The 17,095-nt window shown below is 37.2% G+C and carries 24 protein-coding genes (1 of these 24 cut by a window edge); 11 read left to right on the forward strand and 13 right to left on the reverse strand.

Translation table 11 applies throughout. From position 1 onward, the window contains the following. Positions 1-46 precede the first annotated feature (46 nt). The 4 genes from IGI37_RS09865 to IGI37_RS09880 all read right to left on the reverse strand — a co-directional run bounded on the left by IGI37_RS09865 (position 47) and on the right by IGI37_RS09880 (position 3,330). On the reverse strand, positions 47-955 hold the full coding sequence (locus tag IGI37_RS09865) for an IS3 family transposase (protein WP_438761573.1): 909 nt from the start codon (positions 953-955) through the stop codon (positions 47-49). Then, positions 946-1,269 (reverse strand): transposase, encoded by a 324-nt coding sequence (locus IGI37_RS09870; RefSeq protein WP_438761574.1) that lies wholly within the window; start codon positions 1,267-1,269, stop codon positions 946-948. Before IGI37_RS09870 ends, IGI37_RS09865 begins: the two co-directional genes overlap by 10 nt. A gap of 259 nt (positions 1,270-1,528) precedes the next feature. After that, positions 1,529-2,944, reverse strand: a complete 1,416-nt coding sequence (locus IGI37_RS09875) for an ISLre2 family transposase (protein WP_438761228.1) — start codon at positions 2,942-2,944, stop codon at positions 1,529-1,531. 35 nt (positions 2,945-2,979) lie between these two features. Beyond that, a complete protein-coding gene (locus IGI37_RS09880; RefSeq protein WP_438761575.1) occupies positions 2,980-3,330 on the reverse strand; it encodes a hypothetical protein in 351 nt (116 codons plus the stop codon). Positions 3,331-3,637: 307 nt separating this feature from the next. Between IGI37_RS09880 and IGI37_RS09885 the strand changes: the two genes are divergently transcribed. Both IGI37_RS09885 and IGI37_RS09890 read left to right on the forward strand, forming a co-directional pair. After that, positions 3,638-4,390, forward strand: coding sequence for an HAD-IIB family hydrolase (locus IGI37_RS09885; RefSeq protein WP_438761577.1), 753 nt, complete (start codon positions 3,638-3,640; stop codon positions 4,388-4,390). A 63-nt stretch (positions 4,391-4,453) separates the two neighbouring features. Beyond that, positions 4,454-4,768 carry a hypothetical protein gene (locus IGI37_RS09890; RefSeq protein WP_438761579.1) on the forward strand — a complete coding sequence of 105 codons (315 nt, stop codon included), beginning with the start codon at positions 4,454-4,456 and terminating at the stop codon, positions 4,766-4,768. 112 nt (positions 4,769-4,880) lie between these two features. Here IGI37_RS09890 and IGI37_RS09895 read toward each other — a convergent pair whose 3' ends face one another. From IGI37_RS09895 to IGI37_RS09910, 4 genes are all read right to left on the reverse strand, one after another. Then, positions 4,881-5,078 carry a hypothetical protein gene (locus tag IGI37_RS09895; protein ID WP_438761580.1) on the reverse strand — a complete coding sequence of 66 codons (198 nt, stop codon included), beginning with the start codon at positions 5,076-5,078 and terminating at the stop codon, positions 4,881-4,883. Positions 5,079-5,268: 190 nt separating this feature from the next. After that, entirely contained in the window at positions 5,269-6,330 is a 1,062-nt protein-coding gene (locus IGI37_RS09900) for a Gfo/Idh/MocA family protein (protein ID WP_438761582.1), read from the reverse strand. A gap of 11 nt (positions 6,331-6,341) precedes the next feature. Further along, complete coding sequence (locus tag IGI37_RS09905) at positions 6,342-7,076, reverse strand: ThuA domain-containing protein (RefSeq protein WP_438761584.1); 735 nt, start codon at positions 7,074-7,076, stop codon at positions 6,342-6,344. A 17-nt stretch (positions 7,077-7,093) separates the two neighbouring features. After that, positions 7,094-8,170 (reverse strand): Gfo/Idh/MocA family protein, encoded by a 1,077-nt coding sequence (locus IGI37_RS09910; RefSeq protein WP_438761586.1) that lies wholly within the window; start codon positions 8,168-8,170, stop codon positions 7,094-7,096. Between the two features lie 124 nt (positions 8,171-8,294). Between IGI37_RS09910 and IGI37_RS09915 the strand changes: the two genes are divergently transcribed. The 4 genes from IGI37_RS09915 to IGI37_RS09930 all read left to right on the forward strand — a co-directional run bounded on the left by IGI37_RS09915 (position 8,295) and on the right by IGI37_RS09930 (position 12,227). Then, positions 8,295-9,074, forward strand: coding sequence for a helix-turn-helix domain-containing protein (locus IGI37_RS09915; RefSeq protein ID WP_438761588.1), 780 nt, complete (start codon positions 8,295-8,297; stop codon positions 9,072-9,074). 245 nt (positions 9,075-9,319) lie between these two features. Then, complete coding sequence (locus tag IGI37_RS09920) at positions 9,320-10,303, forward strand: Gfo/Idh/MocA family protein (protein WP_438761590.1); 984 nt, start codon at positions 9,320-9,322, stop codon at positions 10,301-10,303. Between the two features lie 122 nt (positions 10,304-10,425). Next, positions 10,426-10,776, forward strand: a complete 351-nt coding sequence (locus tag IGI37_RS09925; protein ID WP_438761575.1) for a hypothetical protein — start codon at positions 10,426-10,428, stop codon at positions 10,774-10,776. A gap of 35 nt (positions 10,777-10,811) precedes the next feature. Next, the gene (locus IGI37_RS09930; protein WP_438761592.1) at positions 10,812-12,227 is read left to right on the forward strand and encodes an ISLre2 family transposase; all 1,416 of its coding nucleotides are present in this window, start codon (positions 10,812-10,814) and stop codon (positions 12,225-12,227) included. A 234-nt stretch (positions 12,228-12,461) separates the two neighbouring features. Here IGI37_RS09930 and IGI37_RS09935 read toward each other — a convergent pair whose 3' ends face one another. After that, positions 12,462-12,689, reverse strand: a complete 228-nt coding sequence (locus tag IGI37_RS09935; protein ID WP_438761593.1) for a hypothetical protein — start codon at positions 12,687-12,689, stop codon at positions 12,462-12,464. After that, positions 12,686-12,817, reverse strand: coding sequence for a hypothetical protein (locus tag IGI37_RS09940; protein WP_438761594.1), 132 nt, complete (start codon positions 12,815-12,817; stop codon positions 12,686-12,688). The genes IGI37_RS09935 and IGI37_RS09940 overlap by 4 nt, the downstream gene beginning before the upstream one ends. A 76-nt stretch (positions 12,818-12,893) precedes the next feature. Here IGI37_RS09940 and IGI37_RS09945 point away from each other — a divergent pair, with 76 nt between their 5' ends. Then, positions 12,894-13,499, forward strand: a complete 606-nt coding sequence (locus IGI37_RS09945) for a hypothetical protein (protein WP_438761596.1) — start codon at positions 12,894-12,896, stop codon at positions 13,497-13,499. A 378-nt stretch (positions 13,500-13,877) separates the two neighbouring features. Here IGI37_RS09945 and IGI37_RS09950 read toward each other — a convergent pair whose 3' ends face one another. Genes IGI37_RS09950 through IGI37_RS09960 form a run of 3 tightly spaced genes read right to left on the reverse strand, consistent with a single transcriptional unit; the run spans position 13,878 to position 15,145 of the window. After that, positions 13,878-14,570 carry a Rha family transcriptional regulator gene (locus IGI37_RS09950; protein ID WP_438761598.1) on the reverse strand — a complete coding sequence of 231 codons (693 nt, stop codon included), beginning with the start codon at positions 14,568-14,570 and terminating at the stop codon, positions 13,878-13,880. Then, positions 14,567-14,941, reverse strand: coding sequence for a DUF771 domain-containing protein (locus tag IGI37_RS09955; protein WP_438761600.1), 375 nt, complete (start codon positions 14,939-14,941; stop codon positions 14,567-14,569). The genes IGI37_RS09950 and IGI37_RS09955 overlap by 4 nt, the downstream gene beginning before the upstream one ends. 12 nt (positions 14,942-14,953) lie before the next feature. Next, on the reverse strand, positions 14,954-15,145 hold the full coding sequence (locus IGI37_RS09960; protein WP_438761601.1) for a hypothetical protein: 192 nt from the start codon (positions 15,143-15,145) through the stop codon (positions 14,954-14,956). A gap of 289 nt (positions 15,146-15,434) precedes the next feature. Between IGI37_RS09960 and IGI37_RS09965 the strand changes: the two genes are divergently transcribed. The 4 genes in view from IGI37_RS09965 to IGI37_RS09980 are tightly spaced (at most 28 nt apart) and all read left to right on the forward strand, a layout consistent with a single transcriptional unit that may run on beyond the window. Beyond that, positions 15,435-15,800 carry a helix-turn-helix domain-containing protein gene (locus IGI37_RS09965; RefSeq protein WP_438761603.1) on the forward strand — a complete coding sequence of 122 codons (366 nt, stop codon included), beginning with the start codon at positions 15,435-15,437 and terminating at the stop codon, positions 15,798-15,800. Between the two features lie 14 nt (positions 15,801-15,814). Beyond that, complete coding sequence (locus IGI37_RS09970) at positions 15,815-16,489, forward strand: ImmA/IrrE family metallo-endopeptidase (protein ID WP_438761604.1); 675 nt, start codon at positions 15,815-15,817, stop codon at positions 16,487-16,489. Between the two features lie 22 nt (positions 16,490-16,511). Continuing rightward, positions 16,512-16,901 (forward strand): hypothetical protein, encoded by a 390-nt coding sequence (locus tag IGI37_RS09975; RefSeq protein ID WP_438761606.1) that lies wholly within the window; start codon positions 16,512-16,514, stop codon positions 16,899-16,901. Between the two features lie 28 nt (positions 16,902-16,929). Continuing rightward, positions 16,930-17,095 carry the start of a hypothetical protein gene (locus tag IGI37_RS09980; RefSeq protein ID WP_438761607.1) on the forward strand. Its footprint extends 380 nt past the window's final position, so only the first 166 of its 546 coding nucleotides appear in the window; it begins with the start codon at positions 16,930-16,932; its stop codon lies beyond the right edge, outside the window.

Raw genomic sequence — 17,095 nt, forward strand, 5'->3', positions numbered from 1 at the left:
CACAAGTGAAACGAAGCCCATTTCACTTATGAGACGACCAGGATGATTAAGCCACCTCCAGATAGTGTTGATGATAAGCCATTGGTGTCATAACAGATAATTTACGCTGTAATCTTCTGTTGTTGTAGTAATCTATATAATCAGAAATCATAGATACTAGGCTTTCACGGTTGGTGAACTTCCGCCCGTAATACGTTTCTCGTTTAATCATGCCCCAGAATCCTTCCATTGGTCCGTTGTCGATACAATGGGCTACGCGAGACATACTCTGCTTCATTCCTGTATTTTTTAAACGTACACAAAATTGTTGGCTAGTGTACTGAAAGCCGCGGTCACTGTGCATCAAAGGATGCGCATGAGGTTCTAGTGCAATTGCCTGATCAAAAGTGTTCATGACCAACGGATTATCGTTACGGTCACTAATAACGAAGGACACGATGCGACGATCATACAAATCAAGAATAGCGCTAAGATAGACTTTGTGTATGTCCATACCAACGTAATACTTAAATTCAGAAACATCAGTCAACCATTTTTCATTTGGTTTGTCGGCATGAAAATCCCGGTTTAACTCATTTTTTGCCGTGTGGTAAGGTCTCTTACCTCTACGTGTGATACTGTTCGCCCAATGTTTAATCGTCGATTGAATCCCTAAAGCTCGGCAAATTCTCAAGATTCTTTTATCGTTGAACTTATGGTGATAGCGTGTACTAATTTCATCATCTAGTCTACGATAGCCCATGTCAGGGTGTTCGTCATATATTTTTCTGATTTCTTGGGCAAGCTCAGTGTTTAAATAGGCTCTGGGACTTACAGGATGTTTCAACCATTTATAGTAGGCAGAACGAGAAACATGCAAGAAATGACACATTGGCTGAATTGGATAATGTTTCTCTTCGTGTAAGCTTTTGATAACTTCATACTCAAATAAGTGTCGGGTAAAGCTTATTCCCACTTCCTTTCTAACTCCCTTACTTTTTTTAACAAGTCATTTTCCATTTGAAGTTGTCGGTTTTTACTTTCTGATTGTGCGAGACGGTTTCGTAATTCTTCTTCCGGTGTTCGACTAGGTTGTGTGCCAATCCGGCGACCTCTGCGATCTTCTAATCCAGCAGCACCTTTCTCCTCATATCTTTTGACCCAATTTCTCACTTGTTGATAAGAAACTTGGTATTTCAAAGCCATTGCACCATAATTTTTGTTTTGTGTTAGACAGTCTAAGACGATGGTTAAACGTTCTTCTGTCGAAGTTTCTCTTGCTTTTCTCATGTAACTTCCACCACTTTCTGATTTGAAGGTTCCATGAGTATTATACACCTTTACCCATTTTTTTAGTTGGCTACTACTTCTAAGGTATGTGTCAAGTATTTTGCGGTAACCATTATTTTAGAGTGATAGGTACGGCTCTATTTATATTATTTCACTTTCCTACCGCGCTTCGCTTGGTTGAATTGTGTCAAGTAAATCATTTTTGCTAAAAATAATTTACTTGACACAATTGCCATTTGGTAGGGCATTATGAATTTTTTTAACTACATAATCCGCGAATCAGTTTTCCCATGCCCGTTGATGTTTTTTCTTTTCCTGTTACATGTCCGTATTGAATGCCTACATGCTCTTCAAAACGATTCCAACGCTTACTAGTCGTATTTCTTAATGCTTGTTGGCAGCGTTTCTTCAACGCGTCTTCCGGTTCTGCTGGTGCATAATCTGTCATCAAGCATTGTTCAATTTCTTTGTTTTTTATACTTGATATCACTCGCACCATGGCTTCAGCTCCACTCTTTGTCCAATAGCGTCCTTGTCGTTTCATTCGATAGCTGTACACTCTATGATTGCTTTCACAGGTGCCTATGCATTTTTGAATCCCAGCTAAATTTCGTTGTTCAAAAGGTTGTAGCCACTTCCAGTTTCTAGTTAAGTAGTTTTCTAATAGACGCAGAGATTCTCGGTTTTTTTCTGTGTCTTGCTCGTCCACTAACAGGCTCGCCACCGTATCTAACGCTACAACGACCTTGTCCCAACTATAAGCTTGCCAAATAGCCTCCATTAGATACGGCTGTAAATCTTTGAAGTTAGAGAGTCTTTCTTTAATTTTTCGATTAACATGGTACGCGTCTAAAAAGAATTCATGCCGTCTACAATTTCCCGCTAGCTCTTCAAATACATTTTTTTCAAAGCCTGAACCACCATCACTATTACTGATGACAATGGTTTTTTCAAGGCGATACGTGTTTGCTAGGTACTCTTGTGTTTCTTTTAGTGCTTGCTTACGGCTAAGGCTTACAAACTCATGATAATTTTTCAACTGTCTTCGATTTTTCCCGACTGGTCTTGAACCTTCACATACTTGAAATCGATAAATTTCTAATTGGTTTTTTTTCTGACCTTTAATTTGAATACCGTCTCCTTCAATGTAAATCGCTGAAGGTCTTCTCTTTTTATCTTTTCTTTCATCATAGCGTTCTTCCGCCGTTTGTTGGCTTTTAATTTCTTCACCCACCTGTAAGACCAACCGGTTTATTTTTCGATGACTCATGGTGAAGGAAGTCAAGAGTTCTATGGCTTTCTCACTATTCCGATACGTCATTTTGCTGGCAAGCTCCGCAACATTTCGTTTGAGTAAATGACTGTACCTATCATGGCTTTTCAATCCTAAAAAGACATCTAACGCATAAACTGAAGACTCGCCTTCCTTGATGTATCGCCTTCTACGGAATTGAATTTCGCCGAATACTGTCAATAATTTCCGATCGTTCTTTTTTTCTATTTGATACCCTTGTTTTTTGTATTCTCCAATTAAATCATCATCTATTTGTTCAAAGGCCATTGTGATGATTTCTCGGATCAAATTGGCAAGATAAATGACTAATGCTTTTTCTTTTGCAATAAAATGCGATTCACTCTTTAAAATTTCTGCAATTTCGTTTACAATAGTTTCCATGAAGACCATCCTCTTATTGTTATTGGCCGCTAAACCTAACAATTAGAATAATGGTCTTCTTTCTTTTTTTCAAATCTTACCGCAATATATTTTACACTTAGACTTCTAAGTTTGTATGTTTTGGCTAATTCCTCGTAACTTCCTTTTCCATTGAGATAATCTATGGTGGCGGATAATTTTAACGCTACTGAATAGTGCCTATTCTTGGGCGCAGTCAATAGGGCTGTTCCTCCATCATTTTCATAAAGTCTCAACCATCTGACAATGGTAGGCAAAGAAACATTTCCTTCTCTCGCTGCCTCTGAAAGACTTAGTTCATTGTTTAGACAGCTTTCTACTAGTTTCACACGCTCTTCTACTTTTAGCTTCATCAATCTTTTAGTCATAATAAATACCCCCATACTGGACTTATTATGTTTCAGTGTCCTGTATAGGGGTAGCATATCAGAATATCTTAGGCTTTATTTATGTCGAGAATACTAAACACAAATACCTTATCTCACAACTTTTCTCAAGACTTCATCTATCATTTTATTTCCCTGTTACTCAGGTGGATATGCCGTTTAACAGGACGGTCTTTATTTGTATTCCCCGCCAGCTTATGAGAAAATAAACACGAATCTCTTGGCTGTCTATCACAGCGAACCATTCAGCTAGATTTCACTAACGATATAAACGGAAAGTGCGGATAACATGAACTATATATTTGACCTTGATGGGACCCTCTGCTTTAAAGGAGAGCCTCTTTCAGAAAATATTTTAGAAGCATTAACCAGCTTGGAAACGGCAGGCGGTAAAGTCCTTTTTGCCTCCGCTCGACCAATTAGAGACATGCTCCCTATTATAGACAAACGATTTCATCGACACATTCTAATCGGTGGAAACGGCTCGCTCATCTCTAAGAACAACCAGATCATTCACTCGGAGACATTTCATGAAACTGAGTTAAATAAAATCATGCAATTGATTGCAAAATACGAGGCGACTTATCTCATCGATGACACTTGGGATTATGCTTATACAGGACCAAGCACACATCCTATACTGAAAAATGTCGACCCTGCAAAGCTTGCAAAACAACGCCCGTTCGAGTCTTTAGACCAAATTATTAAGATTCTCATTTTATCTTCCAACAACCCTGAACAACTAGAAGTAGACTTAGCCAAACTGGCTATTTATCTAAACAAACACAAAAATGAAGCGGTACTAGACATTAGCCCAAGTGGCATCCACAAATGGCGAGCCCTTCAAACACTCGGTCTTTTACCCAATTCCTACATCGCTTTTGGCAATGACGCAAACGATATTACAATGTTCCAAAATAGCCTACATGCCATTCAAGTCGGAGAAAATAAAGCCCTCGCTCCTTACGCGACTGAAACGGTATCTCTTGATGAACCAGCTATCATTTCTAAAATCCAAGCAGTCGGTGAAATGTATCGTTAAGGACTGGAAAAATTCAAGATTTGGACTCTGAAAAATAACAACCACTAGAAAGAAGGTCAACTAATGCTATTCATTGCAGCCGCTCTAACTATCGTTTTTGCTTTAGGATTATTACTCGTTGGTAGACAATTTCAAAAAGGGAAATGGCTGAGATTACTGGCTGGAAACACATTTAACGAGCTTCCAAAAGAAAAACTGGCTAAAACAGCAAAATCTTGTAGCTATTGTCTGTATTTTACCAGCCTACTCTGTTTATTATCCGCGCTAGCTCTGGTCCTAAATAACCCTCTTCTACTCTACCTTGTCTGTATTTTAGGCGTCATCTATGGCATAACCGGCATTTGCTATGCATTTAAAAAATGGTTAAAGAATGGCTAGCCGGGGGCAACTGGAAGTCTCCCTCTATGTTGCTTATAAAAAAGACATTGCCAAAATAGATCTCCGATGAACCGCAAAAAAGCATGTAATCACGCGCTAGCGACTACATGCTTTATTTCATCCCTAAATCCTCCATGGCTTCCTTCAACCACGGATGCAAAACAATGATATCTGTTAAAGCCCACCGAATATATACTCTACAGCCGTCATCCAAAGACTTCTCCAATGCTCTGTTCAATTGATACAAATAAGGTGCACTTTGATTCCTATCCCATTTGATTTTGTCTGCAATAAAGACTACTTTATCCAAAGTCGAAGCATCTTTTTTAAGAGTAGTATGACACTCAATGGCTGACAATACTTCCTTATCATGTACATTACTATTAAAAGTAAGCCTTTGTTTCCACTGCCGCCCACTCAACAAAACTTTTTGAATAGACGGCACCGGACAAAAACAAAAACCATTGCATCTAAAAAACTGATGTAATGGTTTTCCTGGTTTATACTTCCGATTCAATCACGATTGTTTTCCCTTGATCATTACTTCTCTGAAAAGCAGTCATTACCTCTAACGCATGATAGGTTTGGGAAATATCTGCCGGAAACTTTTTCTTATCCTTCAATGCACTAGCCATACCCAGTAACCCCAGTCCACGAGAATTGTCTTCGTAATCAAACAGAAGCGGGATTTCTTTATATTCTTGACTTTTTTTAGATAATAAATAAACAGGCCCACCGAAAGTATTGGGATCCGGCACTTTCAACGTCCCTTCAGATCCATAGATTGTTATGCTCGCTTGCTCTTCTTCATAACAATCAAAGGTTGTAAACAATGTCCCTGTTACACCACTAGCCATCTCTAAAATTCCTGTAACAAAAGTCGGAACTTCGACATCAATCCAGCTCCCAGACAGAGGTTCGCTAGTAATCAGCCTTTTTGGAAAAGTCGTTTTTGTTTTTGCTGTCACGGTTTTAACCGCGCCTAGTAAGGTCGTTAAAGCTGTGACATAATATGGCCCCATGTCCATCATTGGACCGCCGCCAAACTCATAATAAAAAGCTGGACCAGGATGCCAGGTTTCATGCCCCCGACAAATCATTGAGGCACTGAAACCAACAGGGGTTCCGATGATTCCTCCCTCTATCAACTTTTTACACGTTTGAATGCCTGCACCTAAAAAAGTATCTGGTGCCCCTCCCACAAGTAAATTACGTTCTTTTGCCAACGCGAATAGCTTTTGACCATCCTCAAATGTGGAAGCTAAAGGTTTTTCAGAGTAGACGGCCTTTCCTGACTCTAAGGCTGCTTTTGTCACTTCGTAGTGTTCATTCGGGCGCGTCAAATTTAATACAATATCTACAGATTCGTCAGCAAACACTTGATACATATCCTCGTAGATTTTTTTAATTTGATAAGTTTCTGCTGCCAACTCGGCTTTCCTACGAATCAAGTCACAAAGTCCAACAATTTCGATTTTATTCTTAAAAAAAGTGGTCAAATTTTTTAAATAAATATCACTAATCTCTCCAACACCAACAAATGCTACGCGAATTTTACTCATTTGGACTCCTCCTAATACATCTTTGCGCTATTTTCAAAGCGTTCTGTTGTCAACTGATGCTCTTTTACATATTGTTTACTGTCGCCAGCCCATAATAGACCATTTTTCATTAGTTGCGCAGCCATTGGTGATTTTTCAAATACATCATCATGATGACCTAACGATTGATAAAACACGCGACCATTTCCCCAAAATTTCGTCCATGCTACAGGAATATCTACCGGCTTGTTCGACACATGATAGTAAGGCACATCTGGATGTGGAAAGCGAGTCGTTGCTAAAACTTCAATCGCTGGATCTACATGGACATAATACTGTTCGCTGCAGACTGGAAAATCAGATATTCCCTCAGTAATTGGGCTAGAGTTTGGAAAAACATTGACTGTATAATTAATATTATCGCCCCCAGGATGTGAAACCCATTGCCCACCAGTCATAAATTGCCACTCGGTATCTTGACGAAAAGAATCACACATTCCTCCATGACAGCCAGCTAATCCCATCCCGGCGCCTACAGCTTTTGAGACATTATTTGACTGCTCAGAGGTAATTTCTCCCATCGTCCAACAAGCAACCAATAAATCATGCGTACTTAACCATTCAAAATTCTCCAAACAAGTTAAATTATCTTCAATTTGAACAGTCCACTCCCCTGTATCTGCCAGCATTTTGCCAAAACGTTTGCTCGTCTTCTCTGGTTCATGACCATCCCAACCCCCTTGAATAATTAAGGCTTTTTTCATCATTTTCATCCTCTCCTTCTCTATAAATCGCAACGAATTCCCTGGTTTATTTTTGCTGACTCAAATGCAGCTTCCAATACTTTTATAACTCTTAACGCTTCACTAGGTTTGACTATGGGTTCGGTCTTCCCATCTATCGCATCCACCAAATTCCCATAAAACGCTTCGGCTGAGTAAAAATTTTGATTGAATCCTTTTTGATTGTCCACCACTATCGGCAAATCCAACTCTTGAATGGTTGTTTTTGCTCGAGGAGCCATCGTTCTTGTAGGATCTGCCGCTGTATAAACAATTTCATTACTCCAAGTCGGATCACTCCCTTCAATAAGCTGAATGATTCGACCTTCTCCTTCCCAATTTTCAATAATTGCCGTTCCCGCTTTTCCAGATAAGTGCCAACGAGGAAATGGAATAAAACAATTCGTCGCAACTTCCACCACCACACTCCAGCCATTAGAAAAACCCAGCATCAATTTTACGTTATCATCCACTTCTTCAGAAAAAATACTTTTCACTTGAGCAGTCACAGAAGTTACTTTGGCGGTCGTTAATTGTAAAAGCTGATCAATCAAATGAACGCCCCAATCATATAACATTCCACCACCGTTAACTTTAAAATCCCGCCATCCATGGAGAAATACGCTCGAACCATTGACACGACTTTCGATAAAATACGGTTCCCCAATCAACTCTTGTTTGAAAATCTCCTTAACGATACGAAAATCGGTATCCCATCGACGATTTTGATGAATCGTAAAAATGCCAGATGATTGCTCACTGACTTTTATGATGTCCATTAAATCCTTTGAAGACAGCGTCACCGGTTTTTCACAGACGACATTTTTTCCTGCCTCTAAAGCTTGGATACAATAACTCTTATGAGAATCATTAGGTGTGGCTACAATAATTACTTCTGCTGGACTATCTAAGACCGCTTGAAAAGAATGAAATACGGTCAAGTTTTGCGCTTCAGCCTTCTCAAACACTTCTTCGCGGATATCATAAACGCCGATTACCTCTAATATACCTGTTGCCTTCAATGCCTTGGCATGCCATGAACCCATCCCACCATATCCAACTACAATAGTTTTTTTCATTTTTTATGTTACCCCTTTCTTTACTCTTGATGCATACAATGGTAGCATGGATTTAAAATTAGAACTTGTCATAAAGAGGAGAATACTAGACAATAATTGCTCTTTTTTAGAAAGGGAGATTCGTATGGCTATTTTATTTGAACATCGCGTAAATGAAGCATTGATTCAACCTTCAAAAGAACTGGACTTTCCCCCGCATTTACATAATGAAGTAGAAGTCGTTGTTGTCACTTCCGGAACGATTACACTGAAAAATGAAGGACAACTCCGCCAAATACATCAAGGACAAGCTGCAGTGGTTTTTTCAAATTGTATTCATGAGTATTACGCTGAGACGACAGGGGAAATGCTGATGTATATCATTAGTCCTCAACTTATTCCCGAGTTTGCTCCACTTTTTCTAAACAAGCTCCCTATAGATTTTGTCATTGATATCTCAACAGTTGAGACACAAATCTCAATGATTGGAGACTATCTTCTAGAGCATGGATTTAATCAAAATGAGCGCCTTACTCAAGCTTATTTACATTTGTTCTTTGCTTTATTACTTGATCATTTGATCCTTAAACCAAGGCCCAAGAGTCAGTCCTTATCCACTTCAGCACAAGTCATTCGTTATATATCGGAACATTTTACTGAACCAATTACTTTGCAGGATATTGCTCAAGAAATTGGCTGTAGTGTCTATACGGTTTCTAGAATTTTTTCTGATAAAATTAAAATTGGCTTTCGGAACTATCTCAATCAAATGCGCGTGGACTACTCTCGTAAATTACTCAGAGAAACTGATTGGAAAATACTTGAAATAGCTTTAGAATGCGGGTTTGAGAGCTTGCGTTCCTTTAACCGTGCTTATATGAAAGCCTATGGACAAAGCCCTAGAGTCTATCGACAAGAAAATTAACCAGGAAAAGAGTCGTTTAATAAATACCTACAAACGAAAATCAACTTTTATCAAAATAAGGATAGGAATAGCTATCATTTAATGGATTTATCCGACCTCTATGACCGATAGATAAAATAAGTTTATACTCATCAATTTAAGCTACAATTTTAATTCAGTTATCTTCAAATCTGAGACAACGCTTTCACCTTTTTGTGTTATTATTGTCGATAAGGGGATAAATTAAATCGTTTTAGGAGGTCAATATGTTAAAAGTAGCAATGCTAAGTCGTTGGCATGTTCATGCAGACGATTATGCGCAACAAGTACAAGCAAATCCAGATATGGAAATCGTCGCTGTTTGGGATGAAGTACAGACTCGAGGTCTAGACTGGGCAAAAGAATTAGAAGTTCCCTTTTATGAGAATTTAGATAAACTTTTGCAAGTAAGTGAAATTGATGCAGTCGTGGTGGTTTCTCCAACAAATATGCACAGGGAAATCATTTTACAAGCTGTTGAAGCTGGCAAACATGTCTTCACAGAAAAAGTATTAGGATTAACCGTTGACGAGTGCGATCAGATTTTAGAAGCTGTTCAGAAACACCAGGTTGAACTAATGGTTTCTCTACCACGTTTAACAGAAAATTATTATGTACTTGCTCAAAAAACATTAGATGAAGGCAAATTAGGCGACTTAACAACGATTCGTTGCCGTCTTGCTCATGATGGTGCTGTTCCAACGATGAGCAATCCTCAAGGCTGGCTTCCGGCACACTTTTTTGACAAAGAGGTCTGCGGTGGCGGTGCGTTTATTGATCTAGGGGCCCACCCAATTTATTTAACAAATCGTTTGGCAGGACCAGCAACAACTGTCTCCGCTACTTTAAAATCAACAAGCGGTCGATCAGATGTCGATGACAATTCGGTTGTTGTAGTTGAATATGCTTCGGGTGCTATCGGTATCCTTGAAACAGGCTTCCTATCTGCTGGAAGCCCCTTCCAATTGGAATTATATGGTACAAAAGGTACGCTTTTGGTCGAAGGAGAAAAAGTCCGCTTACTCATCGATGGGCAAGAAGAAGTTTTAACGGAAAAGCTAGCTCTTCCCTCCCCATTAGAACAATGGCTTGACGAAATTAAAAGAATCAACACTCCAACCTTAACAGCAACAGATTTTAGAGCATTAACACAAATCAACGAAGCCGCTGCAGAATCAAACAAAACAGGAAAAAAAGTCTCAATAAGCTAGTTCATTAACCAAAAAAAAAACATAAAGGTGCCTGTTTTAGGCAAAAAAGACTGTTAAATTTTGATATGCTACCCCTATACAGGACACTGAAACATAATAAGTCCAGTATGGGGGTATTTATTATGACTAAAAGATTGATGAAGCTAAAAGTAGAAGAGCGTGTGAAACTAGTAGAAAGCTGTCTAAACAATGAACTAAGTCTTTCAGAGGCAGCGAGAGAAGGAAATGTTTCTTTGCCTACCATTGTCAGATGGTTGAGACTTTATGAAAATGATGGAGGAACAGCCCTATTGACTGCGCCCAAGAATAGGCACTATTCAGTAGCGTTAAAATTATCCGCCACCATAGATTATCTCAATGGAAAAGGAAGTTACGAGGAATTAGCCAAAACATACAAACTTAGAAGTCTAAGTGTAAAATATATTGCGGTAAGATTTGAAAAAAAGAAAGAAGACCATTATTCTAATTGTTAGGTTTAGCGGCCAATAACAATAAGAGGATGGTCTTCATGGAAACTATTGTAAACGAAATTGCAGAAATTTTAAAGAGTGAATCGCATTTTATTGCAAAAGAAAAAGCATTAGTCATTTATCTTGCCAATTTGATCCGAGAAATCATCACAATGGCCTTTGAACAAATAGATGATGATTTAATTGGAGAATACAAAAAACAAGGGTATCAAATAGAAAAAAAGAACGATCGGAAATTATTGACAGTATTCGGCGAAATTCAATTCCGTAGAAGGCGATACATCAAGGAAGGCGAGTCTTCAGTTTATGCGTTAGATGTCTTTTTAGGATTGAAAAGCCATGATAGGTACAGTCATTTACTCAAACGAAATGTTGCGGAGCTTGCCAGCAAAATGACGTATCGGAATAGTGAGAAAGCCATAGAACTCTTGACTTCCTTCACCATGAGTCATCGAAAAATAAACCGGTTGGTCTTACAGGTGGGTGAAGAAATTAAAAGCCAACAAACGGCGGAAGAACGCTATGATGAAAGAAAAGATAAAAAGAGAAGACCTTCAGCGATTTACATTGAAGGAGACGGTATTCAAATTAAAGGTCAGAAAAAAAACCAATTAGAAATTTATCGATTTCAAGTATGTGAAGGTTCAAGACCAGTCGGGAAAAATCGAAGACAGTTGAAAAATTATCATGAGTTTGTAAGCCTTAGCCGTAAGCAAGCACTAAAAGAAACACAAGAGTACCTAGCAAACACGTATCGCCTTGAAAAAACCATTGTCATCAGTAATAGTGATGGTGGTTCAGGCTTTGAAAAAAATGTATTTGAAGAGCTAGCGGGAAATTGTAGACGGCATGAATTCTTTTTAGACGCGTACCATGTTAATCGAAAAATTAAAGAAAGACTCTCTAACTTCAAAGATTTACAGCCGTATCTAATGGAGGCTATTTGGCAAGCTTATAGTTGGGACAAGGTCGTTGTAGCGTTAGATACGGTGGCGAGCCTGTTAGTGGACGAGCAAGACACAGAAAAAAACCGAGAATCTCTGCGTCTATTAGAAAACTACTTAACTAGAAACTGGAAGTGGCTACAACCTTTTGAACAACGAAATTTAGCTGGGATTCAAAAATGCATAGGCACCTGTGAAAGCAATCATAGAGTGTACAGCTATCGAATGAAACGACAAGGACGCTATTGGACAAAGAGTGGAGCTGAAGCCATGGTGCGAGTGATATCAAGTATAAAAAACAAAGAAATTGAACAATGCTTGATGACAGATTATGCACCAGCAGAAGCGGAAGACGCGTTGAAGAAACGCTGCCAACAAGCATTAAGAAATACGACTAGTAAGCGTTGGAATCGTTTTGAAGAGCATGTAGGCATTCAATACGGACATGTAACAGGAAAAGAAAAAACATCAACGGGCATGGGAAAACTGATTCGCGGATTATGTAGTTAAAAAAATTCATAATGCCCTACCAAATGGCAATTGTGTCAAGTAAATTATTTTTAGCAAAAATGATTTACTTGACACAATTCAACCAAGCGAAGCGCGGTAGGAAAGTGAAATAATATAAATAGAGCCGTACCTATCACTCTAAAATAATGGTTACCGCAAAATACTTGACACATACAAAGTTACAAGAGTTTTTCTATTTTTGTTAAAATGTGCTATAATAGTTGTAAGAGAATATTACTTTTGCGACTTTATGCTGGCCGGCTGAGTCGCTTTTTTGTCGTCTTTTTTCACTCTGTATCGCAAGCTATTGATATATATTGCGGATACCGTTACATAGATACCCATTGCAAAAATAAGCGCTTGTGTATTCAAAAAATTTGATGCTGCAACACCAACTAAAAAATAGGTCATTGCGAGAAAAATGTTCTTTTCTAGGAACTTGCTAAACGTTACGTGCTTCATTTGATTCCCAACCTTTCTTTCTGTTGTTTGATGTATTTCAACGCTTTTCTAACTGGTTCAGGCTTATCATTTTCTTTGTGCCATTCGACAGTCATTGTTTTGTGTGCTTCTAATATTGAATCGGTCATGCTATTCATCCTTTCGTTTGGTATAATTTCCTTATCAGCAACGGGCGCTGAAATAATTAATAGGGAGTTAATCACTTTGTTTGATAATTCAATTGATATTGACTGGATTAGTGTGTCTACTTTTTTTAAAGAGTTCTTTTTACCAATAATTTCTTTAGTATTTTCTACCTTTGCTTTCTATATTTCCTTCAGAGATAGGCAATCAAAAAAACGTAATCTATCAATTTTACCTATTACTGATATTGAAGAATGGATTGTAGATAGAGAATCTAGCAAGATTCCTGACATTTATCATCAACTTCCGTTACGATGTATGTTCGAAGTACTACTTACCAACAATAGTTCTCTGCCTATTACGATTATAGAATTTCATTTAAGTGATGATCCAAGCATTGTATTTAATCGTTACGTTGAACCTGGAATAACCTATAATGTACAAATAGTAGAAAATGAGCTAATCAAACTAGGAGAGTATGCCTCAAAGGCTAAAACTTTTGCTGAAGGAGATATTCTTAAAATGCCTTTCACGATAAAACCATATGAAGCAGCTATAACAGGCATCATATTTGGCTATACTGATACTATTGTTGGTAGTCAGACGCTCCTTGTAAGAACATCTCGTGGTGATTTGGAGCAGAAAATACAAGTTTCGAAACAAGTAGGTCCGAAAAGCCGTCTTTAGATTTTCCTTCCCCTACAATTTTTATTGATGCTGGAAATATATTTCCGTTTTCTATAAATGTTTTTACTACCCAATCAAAAGCTTCTTTCAATTCTTGTTCAGAAACTGCAGGGAGCTTTTTTTTCATCTTTTTTTCTTCCTTTCTTTGCTATATTTCTATATCTTTATACCTTTCATCTATTATTGATTAAAGAAATCATAGATTTTCAAAAATATACTATTAAGTAGAATGTATATAAAATAATCAATAATATATTGAAGATGAGTCCATATTTATTCTTGTACTTCCATACAACAAAACATGCTGTAAATAACATTGCATAGCAGACTAAAGATAAAACAATATATATAAATACATCCGACATTATTCTCCCTCCCTTATGCGATATCCCCGAATTCAACCTGTTTAATACGCTCTTTAGTGACCGATGACGGCTCCCAGTGAGCGATAAACTCCAACACTTTTAAAAAGTCCTTATCTTTGATACGTCCTCTGTTGGGCACGTTAAACAGTCGTTTAATGCTTGACCCCAAATCTTGGAACAGCATGCCTTTTGATTCTTGTCCAAGATGTTGATCTCGACAGATGCTATATACTTTCTTTTTGACATAGGAATCGATAGTCCCTTTGTCCTCAGTCGTGATAAGCTTGTTCTCTTCGATTTCTTTAAGGCGGTAGTCAATCTCGTCAACACGTTGATTTGTTTCTTCGCTTGCTGCAAGTGCTAGTTTTGCCAAGCATCGTGGTGTGGTGTCAATCTGTACTTGCTGTTTGATGTGATTTTCCATTTGGTTAAATCTGCTTACATATTTTGCTGTAAACTGTACCCCTTTTGCTCCAGTTAGCTTATTTGATACCATTTCACAACCTTGTTTAGTTAAAAGGTAATTTGGTCTATCTTGATTATTTGAATCTTTGTAAGTTGACTCGATGAAGAAGTCGCCCGAGGGAATTTCCCCTTCGGCTAAATAGCCAATATAAATTCGTATAGATTTCATTAATTCACCATTTGAAGTCCCAATCATTTCTGCTACTTCGTTGCTTGTTAGAGTTCTATCTAATTCATTCATCTGCTTTCCTCCTTAATTTTTCCAACTTCTAACCGTTCATTAGTTCTATATCTGTAAACCCTATTGAAATTCGTCTCTAACCAATTTTCTGTTGCTAATTTTAAAAATTTCCAAGGGTCACCTTTGCAATCCGGATAGTGTACAAATCCACCGTTCTCGACATCTAATTCATCTCTAAATGGTTTAAGTATCATGTCATCTAAGACTTCCTTTTTAGTAATCCCGGTTTTACTTTTAAACCAGTTAAAGTCCTTCCATTCACCTCTTCCTATCGCATCATTCAAATTGTCCCATTCTGACTTTTGAACAAGTATTGTTCCTGGTGGCAAATAAAATTCTATCTCAGTTTTTGCTTTAATCGGTTGTGACAAGTTCATCCCCTCCTAACGAATTTTGTAACGTTCAATGATTGCGGTTAACGTTTCATGAGCTTTCTTACTCTGATTTTTTCCTGATAAGTAACCATTCAAGTCTTGTTTCGGAATATCAAAGTAAGTGGCTACAGTGACAAGTGAAATACCTTTATCATCGAAATAATCTCTAATTTTATTTCTGCCAACTGTTGTATCTGGCATGGTGTTCCCTCCTTCTAAATTATTTTGTAAGCTAAAATGATAGAAATTTGTGTAAACTATTTACATTAATTACACTATAGTGTAGTATATAATCATAGTTAAATAAGCCTATGAAACTCCTATTAATCGCAGTCGGTCGCCAAACTTATGCTTTAAAGGATGTGTTTTTAGTTTGCTTTTTTTCTATCAAATTAACTTACAACAACAATATACACTATAGTGTAACTTATATAAAGATAAAACTACACTATTTTATTGTTTTTTGCAAGATATTAAGGAGAATGCTGTTATGTCAGTATTTGAAAGGATTAAATTTCTTACAAAGCAACGTTCGAAAACTATGAAGCAAGTAACTAGTGATTTAGGTTACAGTGAAAACTATTTTTATAGTTTAAAAAGTGGAAAACAACCATCTGCAGATAAACTAAACGAGCTAGCAGAATATTTTAATGTCAGTGTTGATTATCTTCTAGGACGTACTGACAATCCGAACATGACGAATGCTGAAGAAGTTCCAATGTCTAAGCAAGTAATAATGCGCATGGATACTGACGGATTGTCTGAACAAGAACTAGATGAAATTGAAAGTGAAATGGAACGATTTTTCGCTTGGCGTTTAGAAGAAATCAAACGTGAACGAGAAGAAAATAAGTAAGGTGGGCTATTTTTATGTCAGTTGAGTTAGAGGAATATTTGGAATTCTCAAGTAAAATAAACGAATACATATCAGCGTATATGTTTGGTGTAGATATGAGCTTGAAGGAATATAACTTCAACTACTTGTGGGAAGATATTATAGCAAAAGGAATTACAATACGCCCCTTTCCTTTTGAGAAAGCGGCTAGAAGATCAATATCTGGAATGATTGTCAAAGATACAAATGAGGTTACATTAGCATTTAATGCTAATATGCCAGCCAAAAGAAAAAATTTCACGATATCACATGAGCTAATACATTTCTTGTATCACCTAAATGATTCAAACAAAATTTTCACAGATACAAAAGAAACATTAAATTATAACCTAGCAGACTTGCTTCCTGAGTTTCAGGCTAACATAGGTGCATCTGCAATTCTTTTACCAGACGCTGTATTTATCAATGAATTAAAAGAAGGTACTAATCCAGCTCGGATATCTAGTACGTATGGGATATCACAAAATGCCATCTATATCAGACTCGTGCAGTTAATGCAATCTAATTTTGAAGCATCTTTTAACGCTGCCTCTATTACAGCCAATAAAATTATGCGAGGGAATTACTCGAATGTTGAAAAAAATCTAGGAAAGAATTTAGAACAAAAGATAATGTATCATAATCCTTTTTACGAAGCATTGTGTTTATAAAGTTCATACAGGGAGTGATTTAATGAACCATGTTATTAAGTACAAAAAATCTATACTAATTTCATTAGGCATTCTACTGGTTATAATCATTATATCTGCCTATTTCTATTATCACGGAAGAACTTCTAAACAAAACTTGCAAAACTTAGATGCTGGAATAACACAAGAAAAGGTCATAGAATACGTCGGAAACCCTAAAGATAAAACTATTGACAATAACGAAATACTAAATTGGGCTCCAGAATCACTAGTAAAAAATGAAGACAAGTACGCTCCACTAGAAATGTATGTTTATAACTATGAAGATGGTGAGGCAAGATTATTCTTTTCCAAAGGCTTTTTAATATACAAAGAACTTTTAAGGCTGAATATGAGTGATGATGAATATTTTGATATGTACAAACTAAAATAATACATGAAGAAACGGAAGGTTAAAAAAAATGAAAAAAATTACATTAGGGTTAATTATACTATTCTCAGCTGTTAGTTTAGTAGGGTGTGGAAATGATTCTAAAACGGAATCCAAGATCTCTTCTCAAGATACCACAATAAGCAGTACTAGTGAAGAATTAAAAGAAGAAAACTCCATTGAGACTGCTGAAACTT

It is taken from the genome of Enterococcus sp. AZ194, from assembly GCF_051713825.1.
Lineage (GTDB): Bacteria > Bacillota > Bacilli > Lactobacillales > Enterococcaceae > Enterococcus_K.

Coding starts and splice junctions, on each gene's coding strand:
- IGI37_RS09870 (WP_438761574.1), bottom strand. CDS start 1,269: ATGAGAAAAGCAAGAGAAACTTCGACAGAAGAACGTTTAACCATCGTC.
- IGI37_RS09875 (WP_438761228.1), bottom strand. CDS start 2,944: ATGGAAACTATTGTAAACGAAATTGCAGAAATTTTAAAGAGTGAATCG.
- IGI37_RS09880 (WP_438761575.1), bottom strand. CDS start 3,330: ATGACTAAAAGATTGATGAAGCTAAAAGTAGAAGAGCGTGTGAAACTA.
- IGI37_RS09885 (WP_438761577.1), top strand. CDS start 3,638: ATGAACTATATATTTGACCTTGATGGGACCCTCTGCTTTAAAGGAGAG.
- IGI37_RS09890 (WP_438761579.1), top strand. CDS start 4,454: ATGCTATTCATTGCAGCCGCTCTAACTATCGTTTTTGCTTTAGGATTA.
- IGI37_RS09900 (WP_438761582.1), bottom strand. CDS start 6,330: ATGAGTAAAATTCGCGTAGCATTTGTTGGTGTTGGAGAGATTAGTGAT.
- IGI37_RS09905 (WP_438761584.1), bottom strand. CDS start 7,076: ATGATGAAAAAAGCCTTAATTATTCAAGGGGGTTGGGATGGTCATGAA.
- IGI37_RS09910 (WP_438761586.1), bottom strand. CDS start 8,170: ATGAAAAAAACTATTGTAGTTGGATATGGTGGGATGGGTTCATGGCAT.
- IGI37_RS09915 (WP_438761588.1), top strand. CDS start 8,295: ATGGCTATTTTATTTGAACATCGCGTAAATGAAGCATTGATTCAACCT.
- IGI37_RS09920 (WP_438761590.1), top strand. CDS start 9,320: ATGTTAAAAGTAGCAATGCTAAGTCGTTGGCATGTTCATGCAGACGAT.
- IGI37_RS09925 (WP_438761575.1), top strand. CDS start 10,426: ATGACTAAAAGATTGATGAAGCTAAAAGTAGAAGAGCGTGTGAAACTA.
- IGI37_RS09930 (WP_438761592.1), top strand. CDS start 10,812: ATGGAAACTATTGTAAACGAAATTGCAGAAATTTTAAAGAGTGAATCG.
- IGI37_RS09935 (WP_438761593.1), bottom strand. CDS start 12,689: ATGAAGCACGTAACGTTTAGCAAGTTCCTAGAAAAGAACATTTTTCTC.
- IGI37_RS09940 (WP_438761594.1), bottom strand. CDS start 12,817: ATGACCGATTCAATATTAGAAGCACACAAAACAATGACTGTCGAATGG.
- IGI37_RS09950 (WP_438761598.1), bottom strand. CDS start 14,570: ATGAATGAATTAGATAGAACTCTAACAAGCAACGAAGTAGCAGAAATG.
- IGI37_RS09960 (WP_438761601.1), bottom strand. CDS start 15,145: ATGCCAGATACAACAGTTGGCAGAAATAAAATTAGAGATTATTTCGAT.
- IGI37_RS09965 (WP_438761603.1), top strand. CDS start 15,435: ATGTCAGTATTTGAAAGGATTAAATTTCTTACAAAGCAACGTTCGAAA.
- IGI37_RS09970 (WP_438761604.1), top strand. CDS start 15,815: ATGTCAGTTGAGTTAGAGGAATATTTGGAATTCTCAAGTAAAATAAAC.
- IGI37_RS09975 (WP_438761606.1), top strand. CDS start 16,512: ATGAACCATGTTATTAAGTACAAAAAATCTATACTAATTTCATTAGGC.